Below are 15907 nucleotides of genomic sequence, written 5' to 3' on the forward strand. Positions count from 1 at the left end.
CAGCTCAATCGACGGAGATCACCATGCATAGATCGATCACGACCCGTTGTTGCCGGCTGGCGCTCAGATCGGCGGCCGCGCTGGCGCTGACCATCGCTCCCTATCAGATTGACCTCCACGGCTCCGCTCCTGGAATACACGCAGCTAGCGCACAGGCCGGTAAGGGCGGCGGTGGCGGCGGCAATGGTGGTGGCGGAGGCAATGGTGGTGGCGGCGGTGGCGGAAACGGTGGCAACAGCGGCGGCAACGGAAACGGCGGCAACAGCGGCGGCAATGGAAACGGCAACAGCGGCGGTAACGGTAACGGAAACAGCGGCAATAGCAGCGGTAACGGAAACAACGGCACCGGCGACGGAAACGGCAAAGGAAATAGCGGAACCGCCAGCGGCAACTCCAAATCCGACCAGGGGCAGAACGAAAATGGCAACGGTCGTCATGTCAACGCCAAGACCGGTGACGAGGTCGACGTGGAGGGCAAGACGATCACGGTCCAGCATCCCGACGGCATAATGGAAAAGATCGAGAATGGCCGTTTCAGGATGGAGGATTCGCTCGGGCGCACGATCATCGATCGCGGAGCCACGCCGGCGGATTTCAGCCGCCTCAAAGCGTTGTGAAGTTGGCCAACAGGCAACGGCCGGCTTCACACGTCACCTCCGCCGCCCCCGGCGGAGGTGACCTCTCTTTTGTCACCCGGTTTCCGGCTGATGCGTGTCGCCCAGAAGTAGAGGCAACGACAAAGACTTAAAGCGCGCCTGATAGAGCTGTTCGGCGTTTCCGTGAAACGGTGAGCCGCTCTCGAGATGGCCGAAGCCTCTACGAATGGTTCCGGTCCCGGTCGCGCGACTCACGCATCATCAAGGCTGCTTCGGTGCGGTTTCGCACATTGAGCTTCGACAGCACGCCGGTCATGTGATGCTTGACGGTCTTCTCCTGCAGCTCCAGCCGCAAGGCAACTTCCTTGTTGCTTAGGCCCTCCGCCACCAGTCGCAGAATTTCTGCCTGTCGCTCGGTGAGTTGCCGCAGCCGGTCCACTATGCCGTCGGTCGGCTGCAGGGACTGGAGATCCGAAAGCAGGCGGGCTGACAGCGTCGGCGAAAGATAGCTTTCCCCGGCCGCCACGCTGTGCAGGATGTCTGCGAGCGCGCGCGACCCGACACCCTTGAGGACATAGCCACGCACCCCGGCGTTCAGGGCCCTGGTCACGTCGGCATTGGCCTCCGAAACGGTCAACATGACGATCTTCTGGGCGGGATGGCTGGAGAGGATGCTTGCAACCGCGGTCAGACCGCCGCCCGGCATGGAGATATCGAGCAGCAGAATGTCCGGCCGTACGGTCGAGACGATGCGCTCGGCATCCTGCGCCGTGGCGCCCTCGCCAACCATCTCGAAGCCGCCGATTTCCGTCAGGCTGCGCGTCACGCCCTCGCGAAAGAGGGGATGGTCGTCGATAATGGCAATGCGAATGGCGCCGATCATGCTTGCTCCTCGACCGATAGGCGGATCACCAATCGCGTGCCGTGCGGCCCGGTCAGGGTTTCAAACTGGCCGCCAATGCTTTCGACCCGCTCTCTAAGCCCGGCGAGCCCGAGACCCTCGACGCGTGCCGGATCGAAGCCCGGCCCGCCGTCCGAGACTTCAACGAAAAGCCTGCTGCCTTTCATCCCCGCACTCACCGCCTGATCCTTGCCTCGCCCGTGGCGATAGGCATTGTTCAACCCTTCCTGCACGAAACGATAGATGCTGATCTTCTCGGAGGCGCCGGGCTCTGGCAAGTGTCCGGCCAGCGTGAGTGTAACCGACGTTCCCGTCCTCATCTCGTGTTCGTTGACGGCCAGCCGCAGGATGTCCGTTGTGGCTGCCGTCTCGATCTGCGGCAGGACGAGGCCAGTGCAGATACCGCGTATTTCGCGCATCGCATCCTCCAGCGTCTTGCGGATCATCGCAACCTCGGTCGAGCGGCTTTCGCTCGAATGGCCGTCGCCGGAAAATACCGGACTGTCCATGCGCAGCGCCGCCAGCGCGACGAGTTGGGCCGGACCGTCATGCAGGTCGGCGCCGATGCGGCGCAGGTATCTTTCGTTGAGCGCGGTGGCACGGCGGGACGCCCGCTGCACGCGAACCCGCAAGGCGTTGTTTTGCGCCACCAGGCCCTGCAGCTCCGACACCTGGCGACGCAGCGCCCCGCGCTGGTCGTCGATGGTGCGGCTGCCGCGCAGGACGATGCCGGACAGGAGCACAAATGCCGCCAGGGTCGCGCCGGCCACGATCAGCCAGCTAGACAGCAGAGCGGAAGCCAGGGTGGTCTTGAAGTCGTCGGCGACCTCATAGAATTCTGTGACGGCCACCACTTCGCCGGACCACGGTTCGCGCACGGGATTGTAGATCTCGAGCAATGGCAGGCCGATCGCCTCCGCCTGGCTTTCGTTCTCGTCGAACGTATCGAACTGGGCGACGACATTGCCCTCGAAGGCGGAACGCAAACCGGGGCTCAGATCGAAGCGGTGGCCGATCAAACCCGCCTCCTTCGCATAGAGAACCGTGCCGTCACGGCGCCAGAGCCTGAACGATACGATGCGCTTGCCGAGCGCGCCCTGGCCGAGCGTCTCATCGAGCGCTTGTTTGACGCTATCGCTGAGTTCCTGGCTCTTGCGCAGGTCGGGCAGCAGCGGCGCAATCACGCTGTCGACATAGAGCGCCGTCGTGGCAGCCGAATTACGGATGACGCCGTCCCGGATCTGTGTCGTCACCCAGGCGCCCACCACCAGCATGACGGCCAGAAGGCCAAAGCCGCCGGCAACGAGGAATTGCAACGCGAGAGAAAGCTCGCTCCAGCGTCGCAACAAGTTTTGCAGAATGCGAATCATGGCCCCCGACCGCCCTTCAATCGACAGCCTGGGCGATACCGGCACTTTGAGCTTCGATCTTGCCGTTGCCAAGGCCTTCGTTTGATCAACGTCGCTTGACGTCCCGGCGCGCTTCGGAAACAAGTCCGCGATACACGCGGCGCGATCCGCTTCGAGAGGGGACAGGACGTTGAGTTTTTCGGGGTTGCTGCAGCTTGGCTTTTCGACGGTGATCTTTCTGCTGGCGGCGATGGCGGCCAAGCAGTGGGGCATGGCGCCGAGCCTGGGCAAGATCCTGCTGACGCTGGCGCTCTATTCGCTGGGCAATCTGGTCATGCTGCGGCTGATCCGCGAATTCGGCATGTCGGTGTCGTTCAGCCTCTCGGCCGTCATCCAGCTGGTCTCGGTGAATGTCGTCGCCCTGATGTTCTTCGGCGAGCGCGTCAACACGCTGCAGGCGACCGGCATCGTGCTGGCGATCGCCGCCGTGGCGCTGATCACGCTCGGACCCTATCTGCAAGGGCGGTTGTAACGGGCCAGTTGCCGATGAAGAACGCCGCCAATGCGCTGCTGAACCGGGTCGAATTCCCGGTGCTGCTGGCCGGCCTGGTCGTCGCCGGCTGCCTGTGGGGGTTCGAGGAGTTGATGGAGGTGGCGCGGGCCACCACGCCGCACGCCTTCGACACCGAAATCCTGCTCGCCTTCCGCCAGCCGGGCCAGCCGGGTGTGCCGATCGGCCCGCTTTGGCTGGAAGGCGCCATGCGCGATATCACCAGCCTCGGCAGCTCGGCCGTGCTGGTGCTGATCACGGCGGCGACGATCGTCTATCTGTTGTTGATCCGCCGTCCGGCAACGGCGCTGCTCATCTTCGTCGCGGTGGCGGGCGGCCAGGTGCTGTCGAGCCTGCTCAAAGTCGGCGTCGACCGGCCGCGGCCCGAACTCGTTTCGCATCTGGTCAACGAGACTTCGCTGTCCTTTCCGAGCGGTCACGCCATGCTGTCGGCGGTGACCTATCTGACGCTCGGCTCGCTGGCGGCGAGTTTCCTGCCGGGAAGGGTGACGAAGATCTATGTGTTGTCGCTCGCCGTGCTGGTGACGCTGCTGGTCGGCGTCAGCCGCATCTATCTCGGCGTCCACTGGCCGTCGGATGTGCTGGCCGGCTGGTGCGCCGGCTTCGCCTGGGCAATGCTATGCTGGTTGACGGCCCGCGCGTTGCAGCGGGGACGCGGACGGCCCCTGAACGACGAAAGCGAAATTGCAGATTGACGGCCCCGAGCAGAAATCAAATCAGTCGGTTGATCAGCCCATGCCCACAGCCTGCCAGCAAAAGAACCACCGACAGCAAGCATGCCGATGTCATGAAGCTCCTGAAAAGATTCAACCGCGCTACCCCCTGCCCCAGATGGAACACCCTAGCTCGAAGTCCCCGGGAAGTATCTGACAAAATGGACAAACAGGCGATTACGTCTCAGACATTCATGTTGATGCTTGAAACATCACAATGATGGTATTATACGCTATAGCCGCAGACTCAGACGGGGATTTCGGCCGATGATCACTGCCGCGCAGATGCGCGCCGCAAGGGCGCTGGCCGGCATCGATCAGAAGTCGCTCGCCGAACGCGCCGGGGTTTCGCTTCCGACCATCCAGCGGATGGAGGCGAGCGACGGCGTGGTCAGGGGCGTGGTCGATACGCTGATGAAGGTCATCCAGGCTCTCGATGAGGCCGGGGTGGAGCTGATCGGCGAGAACCAGACCAGCGAGCGCGGCGGCAGGGGCGTGCGCCTCAAGCCTGTCGTGCTGCCGGATCCGAAGGCTGAGCCGGCATAAAGTCGCGACGGCGACCGCCGACAGTCCTGCCGACGATCCCGCCGCCTTCTGGAGCGGAAACCAGTCCATGTATCAGGCGCAGCAGGCAGTGCATCAACCCGGCCAGAAGTCGGCCCAAGGGTCGGCAAAGCCGACATTTTCCGAATTGTTCACGCCAAAGCTGGTGACGGTCTGGCGCGAGGGCTACCATCTGCCGCAGTTCAAGGCCGACTTCATGTCCGGCCTGACCGTCGCCATCGTCGCGTTGCCGCTGTCGATGGCGATCGCGATCGCCTCGGGCGTGACGCCGGAGCGCGGCCTCTATACCTCGATCATCGGCGGTTTCATCATTTCGGCGCTCGGCGGCAGCCGCTTCCAGATCGGTGGGCCCGCCGGCGCCTTCATCGTGCTGGTGGCAGCAACGGTGGCCCGGGTCGGCGTCGACGGGCTGTTGCTGGCGACCATGATGGCCGGCGTTTTCCTGCTCGCCATCGGCTATCTCCGCCTCGGCACCTACATCAAGTTCATCCCCTATCCAGTGACGGTCGGCTTCACCGCTGGCATCGCCGTCATCATCTTTTCAGGACAGATCGTCGAACTGTTCGGACTGAAACTTACCGGCAAGGAGCCTGGACCGCTGGTGCCGAAGCTGATGGCGATCGGTGAGGCGGCCGGCACCATCAACCTCGCCGCGACCTTCGTGGCGGTGTTGACCATCGTCACCATCGCCGGCCTGAAGCGCTGGCGGCCGACATGGCCCGCCATGCTCATCGCCATCGGCCTGGCGTCGCTGGTCGTGGCGCTGTTTGCGCTGCCAGCGGAGACGATAGGCACCCGCTTCGGCGGCATCCCACGCAGCCTGCAAATGCCTGCCTTGCCGCCGGTCAGCCTGGGCAGGATGATTGACGTGCTGCCGGATGCCATAGCCTTTGCCTTGCTCGGCGCGATCGAATCGCTGCTGTCGGCGGTCGTCGCCGACGGCATGACCGGGCGGCGGCACCGTTCCAACTGTGAGCTGGTGGCGCAAGGCTTCGCCAACATCGCCTCGGCCCTGTTTGGCGGCATCTGCGCCACCGGCACCATTGCCCGCACGGCGACCAATGTGCGGGCCGGCGCGCATGGACCGATTTCTGGCATGATCCACTCCGCCATCCTGCTTGCGCTGATGCTGGTGGCCGCGCCGCTCGCCAGCTACATCCCGCTTGCCGCCCTTGCCGGCGTTCTGGCGGTGGTGTGCTGGAACATGTTCGAGAAGCAGGCTTTCGCCACGCTGCTGCGCGCGTCGCGCGGCGACGCGCTGGTGCTGATGGTGACCTTCCTGCTCGTCGTCTTCCGCGACTTGACCGAGGGCATCGTCGTCGGCTTCGTGCTGGGGTCGATCCTGTTCATCGACCGTATGGCCAAGTCGATCGCGGTCGAGGCGGACTTGCCCCTGGTGCAGGAGGATGTCGCCGACAGCAGCGGCAGTGCCTATGATGCCAGCGAGGCAAGCGACGTCGACACCGTCGTCTACCGCATCTCGGGCGCCTTCTTCTTCGGCGCCGCATCGACTGTCGGCACCGTTCTCGACCGCATCGCCGACCAGCGCAAGAATTTCATCCTCGACTGCTCGGCCGTGCCGTTCCTCGATTCGACCGCGGCCAATGTCATCGAGGGCGCCGCCCACAAGGCCAGGCGCGCCGGTGTCCGCTTCATCATATCGGGCGCCTCGCCGCAGACACGGCGAATACTGATCAACCACGGCGTCAAGCGGCCGCTGGTGACCTATGCCGCCTCGATCCGCGACGCGCGGGCGCAGCTGAACGGGAAACGAGAGACGCAGTCGTGGTCGTGATTTGCCGGCCGGGAGCCACTTGGTCAGTTGAAACTTGTCCGCCGTCAGCGCCGATCGCCAGGCCCCGTTTTTGACCCGAAGCGGCCACTGGCCCAATCCCCGATTTGGAAGATCCCACTGGACCGCCGCCGGGATCGAACACAGAGTGGAACGACAGGGGAGGAGGGCTGTCGTGGCCGACGAGGTGGTTATTCGTGAACTCAATGGGCTCGATGAGATGCTCTCGATCTATCCGGTGTACAGGCTGAGCCACTCGCACCTGGACGAAGCAGCGTTTCGGAAACGGCTCTCGGCAATGCTCGCGCAGGGCAACACCGCTGTATCGCGGCCTATGTCGGCGATCGGATGGTGGGTGTCTCCGGCTTCTGGACGGGCATTCAGCTCTGGTGCGGGAAGTACATCGAAGCCGACCATGTAGTGGTCGACACGACGCTGCGCCGCCTTGGCACGGGCAGCAGGCTGATGGCGTGGATCGAGGCGGAGGGCGAGCGGATTGGATGCGCTGTCTTTCGTATCGCCATGGTGCTTGGCAAGGAACCCACGCACCAGTTTTACGTTCGAAACGGCTTCTTTGATGACGGTCTTCTCATGGTGAAGGCCCTGAGCCGAGGCGCCGCGGAGTTTCCGGAGTATGTATCGCGACCTGCCGAGTCAGGCCTGGGGGGCTAGCGGTTCGCAACCATTCTCTTCGGGCTGTCCGCTTTTGGCTTTTGACCATTGCCGACTTCCTATGTGCAGTATTGGCTGTTCCCTACGCGCCGCATCTCGGTCGTAGCGCCATCGCGATCCCGGGCCTGGAGGCGGCTCTGCGCCCTACGCGGCAACCGTCGAAGAAATTTGCGGGACGATGTCGATTTCCGTAAACCCCGTTCGTCGTTTCGATGCGAGGCCGATGAGGCCGGCTCAAAACAGGAGACAGGCGATGCGTGTGATGGTGTTCGTGAAGGCGACCGAAGACAGCGAAAAGGGCTTTGTCCCCACGCCCGAGACGACGGCGATGATGGAGGCGATGGGCAGGTACAATGATGAGCTGCGCAATGCCGGCATCCTGCTCACCGCCGATGGCCTCAAACCCTCCTCGGAAGGCAAGCGTATTGCGTTCGATGGTCCCGGCCGCAGGGTCATCGACGGGCCTTTCGCCGAGACCCGCGAGCTGGTCGCCGGCTTCTGGCTTTGGGAAGTCAAGGACATGGACGAGGCGGTGGCCTGGGTGAAGCGCTGCCCCAATCCCATGCCGGGACCGAGCGAGATCGAAATCCGGCCGCTGTACGAGATGGCTGATTGGCAGGAGTAGCTGACGCCGGAGGTCATGGAAATTCATGACCGGACCCACGCGAAGCTCTGCGGCACCAGCGACTGTCGGCCGTAGCCTGCTTGCCTGCCTTGTGACTTTGGCCGACAATGCGGCGGCATGACAGCAGGCGAGACGCACCAGGCGATCGAAGCGATTTTTCGCATTGAAAGGGCCCGGCTCATCGCGGGTCTGGCCCGCGTCGTGCGCAATGTCGACCGTGCTGAGGAACTGGCGCAGGACGCCCTGGTCATTGCCCTGTCGCAATGGCCGGGGACCGGTGTCCCGGCCAATCCCGGTGCCTGGCTGATGACGGTGGCCAAGCGCCGCGCCATCGACGCGATCCGTCGCGACAAGATGCGCGCGCGCAAGCATGAGGAGATCGCGCGCGAGCTGGACGGCGAGGTCGACGACACGCCCGGGATGATCGAAGCGGCCATGAACGACGATCTAGGCGACGAATTGCTTGGCCTCATTTTCACGGCCTGCCATCCCGTGCTTTCGGCCGACGCCCGCGCCGCGCTCACGCTGCGTGTCATCGGCGGTCTGACGACGGACGAGATCGCCCGTGCCTTCCTCTCGACTGAGGCGACGATCGCCCAGCGCATCGTCCGCGCCAAGAGGACGATCGGCAAGGCCGGATTGAGTTTCGAGGTGCCGCGCGGCGCCGAACGCACGGCGCGGCTCTCCTCGGTGCTGGAGGTCGTCTACCTCATCTTCAATGAAGGTTATGCCGCCACGGTGGGCGACGATCTTGTACGGCCGGGCCTGTGCCGGGAAGCGCAACGGCTGGGCCGCATGCTGGCGGGGCTGATGCCCGAGGATGCCGAAGTGTTCGGCCTGCTGGCCCTGATGGAAATCCAGGCATCGCGCCTGCCGGCACGCATTGGCCCGGACGGTGCCCTGGTGCCGCTGACCGAGCAGGATCGCGCACGCTGGGACCAATTGCTGATCCGCCGGGGCCTTGACGCGCTGGCTCGCGCCGAGGCGCTCGGGGGCGATGGCCCCTATGCACTGCAAGCCGCACTCGCGGCCTGCCATGCGCGCGCGCGCAGCCCGGCCGATACCGACTGGCCCCGCATTGCAGCGCTCTACGACCGGCTGCGGGCCGTGATGCCCTCACCGGTGGTCGATCTCAATCGAGCGATCGCCCACAGCATGGCCTTCGGGCCCGAAGCCGGCCTGCGGCTGGTGGACGAGATTGCCGACGCCGCCGCGCTGCGCAACTATGCGCCACTGCCGGCGGCGCGGGGCGACTTCCTGTTTCGGGCCGGCCGGCTGGCCGAGGCCCGCTCCGAATTCGAGACCGCGGCCACGCTTACCCGCAACATGCGGGAAGCCGCCTTTCTCCTCGCCCGCGCGGACGCTTGCGCTGAGAACAGCTAGGCCGAGAGAGACGGATTGGTGTTGGGCGGCAGCGCCTCTTCCGCCTCATGATCGTCCGGAAGAGTATCGCCGTTCACGGCCAGAGGCCGGCCTATCCAAACCGGATCGACCAGATGGTCGCGCCGGGGGTTGGTCGTATTCGGGTGGATGAGTATGCTGAGCCCCCTATGATTCAGCATCAGCCACGGGACGAGTGAGGCGAAAATCTCGCTCGCAAATGAGACCTGGTACATTGCCTGATCATGCGGGCCAACCTTCTGTTCATGCCAATTGCCCAGGCGTACGCGGAAACGTTCCCCGATGCGAAGGCGCAGCCATTCGGCATGCTGTCGCTCGCTTTGCCCGTCGTAGTAGATGTGGGCATGATAGCTGGCAATCTCCGCGAGCGGCCTTGGGCTGGCGGCGTCTTCGTTCACCTCGATGGCCTCCTTCGATTATTGTCGCTTCCGGCAGAATTGTACCCGAAGCACGGGCGCCTTGTCTGCAACCGGTGCGGGTCTGTTCGAGTTCGGTCCAGTCGTCTGTTTCTCGCAGGATAGCACATCGGGCCTAGGATTTTTCCCTTAGGTGTTGACGGCACGCGGGACGAGCATCGGGTTCACTGGGGGTGTGCGATGACAGGCGTATCGATACGCCGCGCGGACTTCATGATGGTCCTGGCCCATGGTGACTGGGCGGCGGCGGGGGTCGGCTTCCTGTTTCGGGCCGGGCGACTGGACCGGAAGCCGCAAGTTCCCGACCCTGGGCTGCCTGTCTGAAAAGCGCCTCGTTTCAGACATTTTGGGATCGACTGCGAAGACTTGGAAGCGGACATAGGTCCGTGCATTAAAACCACCAAACTATTGCCCTTCATGCCGAGCTCGGCAGGACGAGAACTCATGATGCATGACGATCAGGTGGATATCGACATCGATGTCGCCCGCCAGATGATCCGCGATCAGTTTCCCCAGTATCGTCTTGAGGACATCACCCCAGTCCGATCGTCGGGAACCGTCAATGCCATCTTCCGCATTGGCTCGAAGAGCACTGCGCGGTTCCCACTGCGGGCGATGAGTCCGGCCGAATGCGCCGATATGCTTCGGTCGGAGGCCGCTGCCATGGTCGAGATTGGAGAACATTGCCTGTTTCCGACGCCTCAACCGATTGGGCTCGGGGAGCCGGGTCCTCACTATCCAATGCCATGGGCATTGCAAACGTGGATCGAAGGCGAGGTTGCCACGCCGCACGGGCTCAGTGGATCGACGACGTTCGCCCTGGACCTTGCACACCTCGTGGCATCGTTGCGCAAAGCGGACACACGGGGCCGACGCTTCGACGGTCAAGGACGTGGTGGACATCTCTCCGATCATGACAATTGGATGAATGTTTGCTTTGAAAACAGCGAGGGCCTTCTCGACGTGGCTCGCCTGCGCGACTTGTGGGCTCGCTTCCGCGAGTTGCCATCCGCTGGGCCTGTCGTGATGAGTCATAAGGACCTTATCCCACCAAACCTTCTCGTGCAGGGGGAGCGTCTTGTCGGAGTGCTTGATGGTGGCAGTTTCGGACCAGCCGACCCGTCGCTGGATTTGGTCGTCGCGTGGCATCTTCTGGACCGCGAGCGAAGGGCGACCTTTCGGTGGGGCCTTCAAGTTGAGGACCTTTGGTGGCAGCGTGGTGCGGCTTGGGCATTCCAGCAGGCGATGGGTCTCGTCTGGTATTACCATCGCACCAACCCCGCCATGAGTGCGCTGGGGCGCAGTACGATCTCTCGCATTCTCGATGATCCCGACACCTGAACTCTGGTAGTCGGGGCGCGCGCCATTCCAGAACTCGCTCTGGCACAACCGGCTCCGGATTGACCGCCTTTGTCGCTTGGCGGAAGTTTCGTTGCGTGTGTTATGCAGAACGCAAGCGGAGGCCGACAACGTGACCCTGACCAATCGAGACATCGTCGAGCTCACGGCATGGCGGCGCCAGCTGCACCAGCGCCCGGAAATCTCGAATGAGGAGGAGAGGACGGCCAAAGAGGTCGTCGACTTCCTCGCCGATACGGGACCGGACGAGGTGCTGACCGGCTTGGGCGGGCACGGCGTGGCGGCGGTCTACGAAAGCGGCGAGGCGGGACCGACGCTGTTGTTCCGCTCGGAACTCGATGCGCTGCCGATCCACGAACTTTCGGGCGCGCCTCATGCATCGCTGGTGCCTGGCAAGTCGCATATGTGTGGCCATGACGGACACACCGCGATCCTGGCGGCGCTTGGCCGTCAGCTGGGGCGCGAGAGGCCGGCTCGCGGCCGTGTCGTGCTGATGTTCCAGCCGGCGGAAGAAACCGGCAACGGCGCGGCCGGCGTCGTCGCCGATCCGCGCTTCGGCGCGATTGCGCCGAATTTCGCGTTTTCATTGCACAATCTGCCGGGCGTGCCGCTCGGCGAGGTCCGGCTCAAAACCGGCGTGGTGAACTGTGCCTCGCGCGGCATGCGCATCGTGCTGGAAGGGAAGACGGCGCATTCGTCGATGCCGGAGACCGGCATCTCGCCCATGGTGGCAATCAGCCAATTGATGCAGGCCCTGCCTGCGCTGGGCATCGGAACCTTTGCCGACGACGACTTCAGCATGGTCACCGTCACCCATGCCGAGATGGGCGAAGCCGTGTTCGGCATTGCGCCCGGCCAGGCCGAGATCTGGGCGACGCTGCGCACCCGGCGCGACGATCGCATGGCAAATTTGTGCGCCGCTGCGGAAGCCTTGGTCACTCGCATCGCCGCCGAGCATCGTTTGTCGCCCCGGTGGGACTATCATGAGGTGTTCGTGGCCAGCGTCAACGCACCGGAGGCGGTGGAGCATCTGCGGCGAGCGCTCGACGAGGAGGGCGTCCCGCACGGAGAGGAAAACCTGCCGATGCGCGCCTCGGAAGATTTCGGCGTGTTCGGCCACAAGGCGGCATCGGCGATGTTCTTCCTTGGAGCGGGCGAACGGCACCCGGCGCTGCACAATCCCGATTATGATTTTCCGGACGACCTGATCCCGATCGGGTCGAAGGTGTTCATGCGGACGCTGCGCAACCTCCTTGGCTAACGCCGGCCACGGTCGACCCGAATGCAGAAAACCCGGTCCACAGGAACATCGTTTCGTGGGCGGAACATCCGGTGGCATGAGCGCATTCTGTGTTCGCACCGTCGAGGCTGACTGTGAATCGCCGTGGGGTGCGTGGGAAACCGGGCCGCAATGGTTTCAAAAGGGAAAGGGACAAGCAATGGCAATTGCCAAGAACACGATCTGCGTATGGTACGACAAAGACGCCGAGGCTGCAGCCCGCTTCTACGCCGAAACTTTTCCCGACAGCGCGGTGAGTGCCGTCCATCGTGCTCCCAGCGACTATCCGTCCGGCAAGGCGGGCGATGTGTTGACGGTCGAATTCACGGTCGCCGGCATCCCCTGCCTCGGCCTCAATGGCGGGCCGGTGTTCAGGCACAACGAAGCCTTCTCGTTCCAGATCGCCACCGACGATCAGCATGAGACCGACCGCTACTGGAACGCCATCGTCGGCAATGGCGGCCAGGAAAGCGCGTGCGGCTGGTGCAAGGACAAATGGGGTGTCTCCTGGCAGATCACGCCGCGCGCGCTGATCGAGGCGATGGCTGCCGGCGGCGATGAAGCAAAGCGCGCCTTTGATGCGATGATGGACATGAAGAAAATCGACGTCGCCGCGATCGAGGCTGCGCGGCGCGGCTGACGACAGGCACCGTCAGACTGTCGCCTCGATCGGTTCGGCAAGCTTTGGGTTTGCGCGCGCCGCGATCAGGCATCCGGCGACGATCAAGCATGCTCCGGTCAGCGTGGTCCAGGTCGCCGCCTCGTCGAAGAAGAACCAGCCAAGCGCGATGGCCCAGATGAAGGCTGAGTATTCCGTCGGGATCAGATATTGCGCTTCGGCGCGGGCGTAGGACCAACTCATCAGGAATTGCCCGGCAAGCGACAGCACCGTCACCCCGGCCAGGGGAAGCCAAAGATTGGTCGGCAGCGCCACCGCCAACCACGGCGCGGCGAGGCCCAGAATGATGGCCACGCAAAGGTTCTGGAACAACATGATCTCGATTGGCTTGGCCAACTGCGCCTGCTGCCGAGCCAGGATCAGATTGTAGCCGTAGAACACCGTCGATACGAGCACCGCCGCCGTGCCCAGCATGGCATCGTGCGAATAGCTTTCCCGCCCGAACTGGCCGGCCATTATGATCGCGACGCCGGCGATGCCGGCCAGCGATGCCCATATCGTCTGCCGCCGGATTCGCTCGCCCAGCAACAATGCGGCGAGGAAGAGGGCGAACAGGGGCGCGATGAAGCTGAGCCCGATCGCCTCCGCCAGCGGCAGCCTGGCCAGACCCCAAAAGAAGCATATCAGGACGATGCCGACGACCACGGCACGCAGCGCATGCAGCCGCAGCACCGCAAGGGTTGGCTTTGAGCGCGCCCCTGCAGACCAGGCTGCACCGGCGACGACAGTCGCGACCATGCTGCGCCACAGCACGGTGTTGTAGACGCCGACGGCGATAACCAGCGTCTTCATCGCCGCGTCCATCCCCGACAGCAGGAAGATCGCGAACGCGCATACCAGCACCGGGGTCATCGGGGAAACGGTGCCGGCCAGGCTGGATGTCTTGACGGCTTCACTCATGTGCAGCCGGATATCCCGGAGCGAACGGCAGCACCAGATGGCAGCCCCGTCGATATGGCGGTCCAATCCGCAGGGATGGGTGCGTTCGCTAACGCGAACGGGGGTTCGGATCCTGCCGGCCTTCAGGAGGCCGGTGTGGCCCCTTATTCGTTGAGCGATCTCGGCCCGCTGACGAACGGGCTCCCCCTGACGTAAAATCGCAGCAGGCGGCTCGCGTCCCGCGAAATGCCGATCCTGGTGCTCTGCCCGATTTCGTCGGGCTCGTCGTCCTCACCATGTCCGAGCCACAGCGGGCCTTGCCGGCAAAGATCGAGCCCGTCGAGCGAACGATCGATCCGCAACGCCGTGGCAAGCCTTCCCGGTCCTCGCGCCAGGTCGCGCAAGCGCTCGATGCCGCGATTGAGCCGCATGATGGCGATGCCTTCGAGCGGCTCGAGCGCCCGGATCAGGACGCCGGTCCCGATCCCAGGCACGTCGCTAGAGACGTTCAGCATGTATGAGATGCCGTAGGCGACATAGACATAGGCGTGGCCGGGCTCGAGAAACAGCGAGCGGTTGCGCGGGGTCATTCCCCGATAGCCATGCCCGGCGGCATCGCCGACGACATAGGCCTCGGTCTCGACAATGCGGCCGCTGGCGACGCCTTCCGGCAATTCTCGCACCACCATTTTGCCAATGAGATAGCGGGCGAGAGCGGGCGTATCGTTCGGCAGCTCCGGGCGGGCGAGTGGACGAATGACCATCCTTATCGCGGCCTCGTTTCAGGGGATCCGCTCGACCCATTGCGCGCGCGAGGGCCCCGGCTCGAATGGATCGCCGAAATACTGCGTCTCGCGGGCCACCTTGCCATCGAGGAACTCCATGATGCTCACCGTGTAGGACGGCCGCCCGTCATAGGCCAGGACATATTCAGTGACCCAGAGGTCGCCCGCGCCGGCGATCCGACGCACCGTGAAGCGCTTCCGGTTCGGCTGCACGGCGCGGGACGATTGGATGTTCTGCCGCCCGCGGATGCGCTCGCCCGATTGCGGATAGTCGAGCACCGCATCCTCGCGATAAATCTCGTGCTCGGCCTCGAAATCGCTCGCATCGGAGGCGGCCCAATGGCGATCCAGAGCCGCGCGAATCTCCCCGTCTTCCATATCAACCTCCTTCGCCGCCTATGCCGGGCCAGCGTACCATACGCCAGCCTGGAAGTCGGGACGAGCCGGCTAACAATGCCGGAAGAGAGCCCTCAGTCGAGTGTCAGCGCGGCCACTTCGCCCTCGTTCATCAGCGGCACGAAAATGGTCGACTTGCCGTCGGTGCCGATGTCGGCGCTGCCGGGCTTGAAATGCGCCACCACTTCCGGCGCGGCGCCGGCACGGTAGCGGTAGAGCGTGCCGGTCATGTAGGCGGTGGCGTAGATGGTGTCGCCGATGGCGATGACGCCGTCGAGATCGGCGAATTTCTGCGCGCCTGGCAGGGGCGAAACCACCTTGCTGGCGAGATCGACCGAAAGCAGGCCGCCCGGCTCCACCGTGCTGAAATCGGGCTTGATGCCCTTGCCCCAGGAGGCGACGATCAGCCGGTTGCCGTCGGCGAAGACGCCGTTGGGCGAAGCCAGCGCCGCATCCCTGACGAACAGCTCCGGCCGTCCGCCGTCGATGCGGTAGATAGCGTCGGCCAGCATGTCGGTGACATAGACCTTGCCGGATCGGTCCGATGTCATGTCGTTGAGGAAGACCGCATTCGGCACCGTGATGCTCGAAACCAGTTTGCCGCTGGCGAGATCGACGACGCGGACCTTGGTGATGTCGGCGACATAGAGCTTGCCGCCCGATATCGCCATGCCCTTGGGGGCGTCCATGCCGTCGGTCCAGTGCTGGGTGATCGTCTTGCCGTCGCTGGACAGCACCGAGAGATAGCCATTGCCGTCGGCATCGCCGGGATTGCCGACGATGTTGGAGACGATGATGCGGTTGTTGGCGGCGTCGAACAGCGCCGATTCCGGCTGTTCGAGGCCTGTCGCGCGCCAGAGCTCGCCAGCCTGGGCGGCGGGTGCTGCCATGATGCCGATGACTGCGAAAAGGGGGATGAAGCGGTTCATG

General features: G+C 64.1%; 18 protein-coding genes. 11 read left to right on the forward strand and 7 right to left on the reverse strand.

Translation table 11 applies throughout. From position 1 onward, the window contains the following. The first annotated feature begins 23 nt into the window (after positions 1 to 23). The gene (locus AC1D0I_RS01755) at positions 24 to 617 is read left to right on the forward strand and encodes a hypothetical protein (protein ID WP_477392656.1); all 594 of its coding nucleotides are present in this window, start codon (positions 24 to 26) and stop codon (positions 615 to 617) included. Positions 618 to 816: 199 nt separating this feature from the next. Here the strand turns inward: AC1D0I_RS01755 and AC1D0I_RS01760 are convergent, their stop codons facing one another. Both AC1D0I_RS01760 and AC1D0I_RS01765 read right to left on the reverse strand, forming a co-directional pair. Beyond that, entirely contained in the window at positions 817 to 1479 is a 663-nt protein-coding gene (locus tag AC1D0I_RS01760) for a response regulator (protein WP_477392658.1), read from the reverse strand. After that, positions 1476 to 2867 carry a sensor histidine kinase gene (locus AC1D0I_RS01765; RefSeq protein WP_477392660.1) on the reverse strand — a complete coding sequence of 464 codons (1392 nt, stop codon included), beginning with the start codon at positions 2865 to 2867 and terminating at the stop codon, positions 1476 to 1478. The genes AC1D0I_RS01760 and AC1D0I_RS01765 overlap by 4 nt, the downstream gene beginning before the upstream one ends. A 169-nt stretch (positions 2868 to 3036) precedes the next feature. On the opposite strand from AC1D0I_RS01765, the gene AC1D0I_RS01770 reads away from it, so the two are divergent. The 7 genes from AC1D0I_RS01770 to AC1D0I_RS01800 all read left to right on the forward strand — a co-directional run bounded on the left by AC1D0I_RS01770 (position 3037) and on the right by AC1D0I_RS01800 (position 9166). Then, entirely contained in the window at positions 3037 to 3378 is a 342-nt protein-coding gene (locus AC1D0I_RS01770; protein ID WP_095083841.1) for a hypothetical protein, read from the forward strand. A 14-nt stretch (positions 3379 to 3392) separates the two neighbouring features. Then, positions 3393 to 4112, forward strand: coding sequence for a phosphatase PAP2 family protein (locus AC1D0I_RS01775; protein WP_477392661.1), 720 nt, complete (start codon positions 3393 to 3395; stop codon positions 4110 to 4112). A 285-nt stretch (positions 4113 to 4397) separates the two neighbouring features. Continuing rightward, positions 4398 to 4676, forward strand: a complete 279-nt coding sequence (locus AC1D0I_RS01780) for a helix-turn-helix domain-containing protein (protein WP_477392663.1) — start codon at positions 4398 to 4400, stop codon at positions 4674 to 4676. A gap of 67 nt (positions 4677 to 4743) precedes the next feature. Then, the gene (locus AC1D0I_RS01785) at positions 4744 to 6489 is read left to right on the forward strand and encodes a SulP family inorganic anion transporter (protein WP_477392665.1); all 1746 of its coding nucleotides are present in this window, start codon (positions 4744 to 4746) and stop codon (positions 6487 to 6489) included. 345 nt (positions 6490 to 6834) lie between these two features. After that, positions 6835 to 7158 (forward strand): GNAT family N-acetyltransferase, encoded by a 324-nt coding sequence (locus AC1D0I_RS01790; protein WP_477392667.1) that lies wholly within the window; start codon positions 6835 to 6837, stop codon positions 7156 to 7158. Positions 7159 to 7411: 253 nt separating this feature from the next. Continuing rightward, entirely contained in the window at positions 7412 to 7783 is a 372-nt protein-coding gene (locus AC1D0I_RS01795; RefSeq protein WP_477224830.1) for a YciI family protein, read from the forward strand. 117 nt (positions 7784 to 7900) lie between these two features. Then, a complete protein-coding gene (locus AC1D0I_RS01800) occupies positions 7901 to 9166 on the forward strand; it encodes an RNA polymerase sigma factor (RefSeq protein WP_477392669.1) in 1266 nt (421 codons plus the stop codon). Here the strand turns inward: AC1D0I_RS01800 and AC1D0I_RS01805 are convergent. Continuing rightward, positions 9163 to 9582 (reverse strand): DOPA 4,5-dioxygenase family protein, encoded by a 420-nt coding sequence (locus tag AC1D0I_RS01805; protein WP_477392671.1) that lies wholly within the window; start codon positions 9580 to 9582, stop codon positions 9163 to 9165. The genes AC1D0I_RS01800 and AC1D0I_RS01805 overlap by 4 nt on opposite strands. A 462-nt stretch (positions 9583 to 10044) precedes the next feature. On the opposite strand from AC1D0I_RS01805, the gene AC1D0I_RS01810 reads away from it, so the two are divergent. The 3 genes from AC1D0I_RS01810 to AC1D0I_RS01820 all read left to right on the forward strand — a co-directional run bounded on the left by AC1D0I_RS01810 (position 10045) and on the right by AC1D0I_RS01820 (position 12878). Beyond that, the gene (locus tag AC1D0I_RS01810; RefSeq protein ID WP_477392673.1) at positions 10045 to 10941 is read left to right on the forward strand and encodes an aminoglycoside phosphotransferase family protein; all 897 of its coding nucleotides are present in this window, start codon (positions 10045 to 10047) and stop codon (positions 10939 to 10941) included. 130 nt (positions 10942 to 11071) lie between these two features. Then, positions 11072 to 12220: an amidohydrolase gene (locus tag AC1D0I_RS01815; RefSeq protein WP_477392675.1), complete on the forward strand. Its 1149-nt coding sequence runs from the start codon at positions 11072 to 11074 to the stop codon at positions 12218 to 12220. A gap of 178 nt (positions 12221 to 12398) precedes the next feature. Further along, positions 12399 to 12878 carry a VOC family protein gene (locus AC1D0I_RS01820; RefSeq protein WP_477392831.1) on the forward strand — a complete coding sequence of 160 codons (480 nt, stop codon included), beginning with the start codon at positions 12399 to 12401 and terminating at the stop codon, positions 12876 to 12878. Positions 12879 to 12890: 12 nt separating this feature from the next. On the opposite strand, the gene AC1D0I_RS01825 is transcribed toward AC1D0I_RS01820, so the two are convergent. The 4 genes from AC1D0I_RS01825 to AC1D0I_RS01840 all read right to left on the reverse strand — a co-directional run bounded on the left by AC1D0I_RS01825 (position 12891) and on the right by AC1D0I_RS01840 (position 15906). Then, a complete protein-coding gene (locus AC1D0I_RS01825; protein ID WP_477392677.1) occupies positions 12891 to 13817 on the reverse strand; it encodes a DMT family transporter in 927 nt (308 codons plus the stop codon). Between the two features lie 143 nt (positions 13818 to 13960). Beyond that, positions 13961 to 14560, reverse strand: coding sequence for a DNA-3-methyladenine glycosylase (locus AC1D0I_RS01830; RefSeq protein ID WP_477392678.1), 600 nt, complete (start codon positions 14558 to 14560; stop codon positions 13961 to 13963). Between the two features lie 18 nt (positions 14561 to 14578). After that, a complete protein-coding gene (locus AC1D0I_RS01835; RefSeq protein WP_477392680.1) occupies positions 14579 to 14959 on the reverse strand; it encodes a nuclear transport factor 2 family protein in 381 nt (126 codons plus the stop codon). Between the two features lie 92 nt (positions 14960 to 15051). Then, positions 15052 to 15906 (reverse strand): SMP-30/gluconolactonase/LRE family protein, encoded by an 855-nt coding sequence (locus AC1D0I_RS01840; RefSeq protein WP_477392682.1) that lies wholly within the window; start codon positions 15904 to 15906, stop codon positions 15052 to 15054. Position 15907 lies beyond the last annotated feature (1 nt).

The organism is Mesorhizobium sp. P2_D1 (assembly GCF_056404455.1).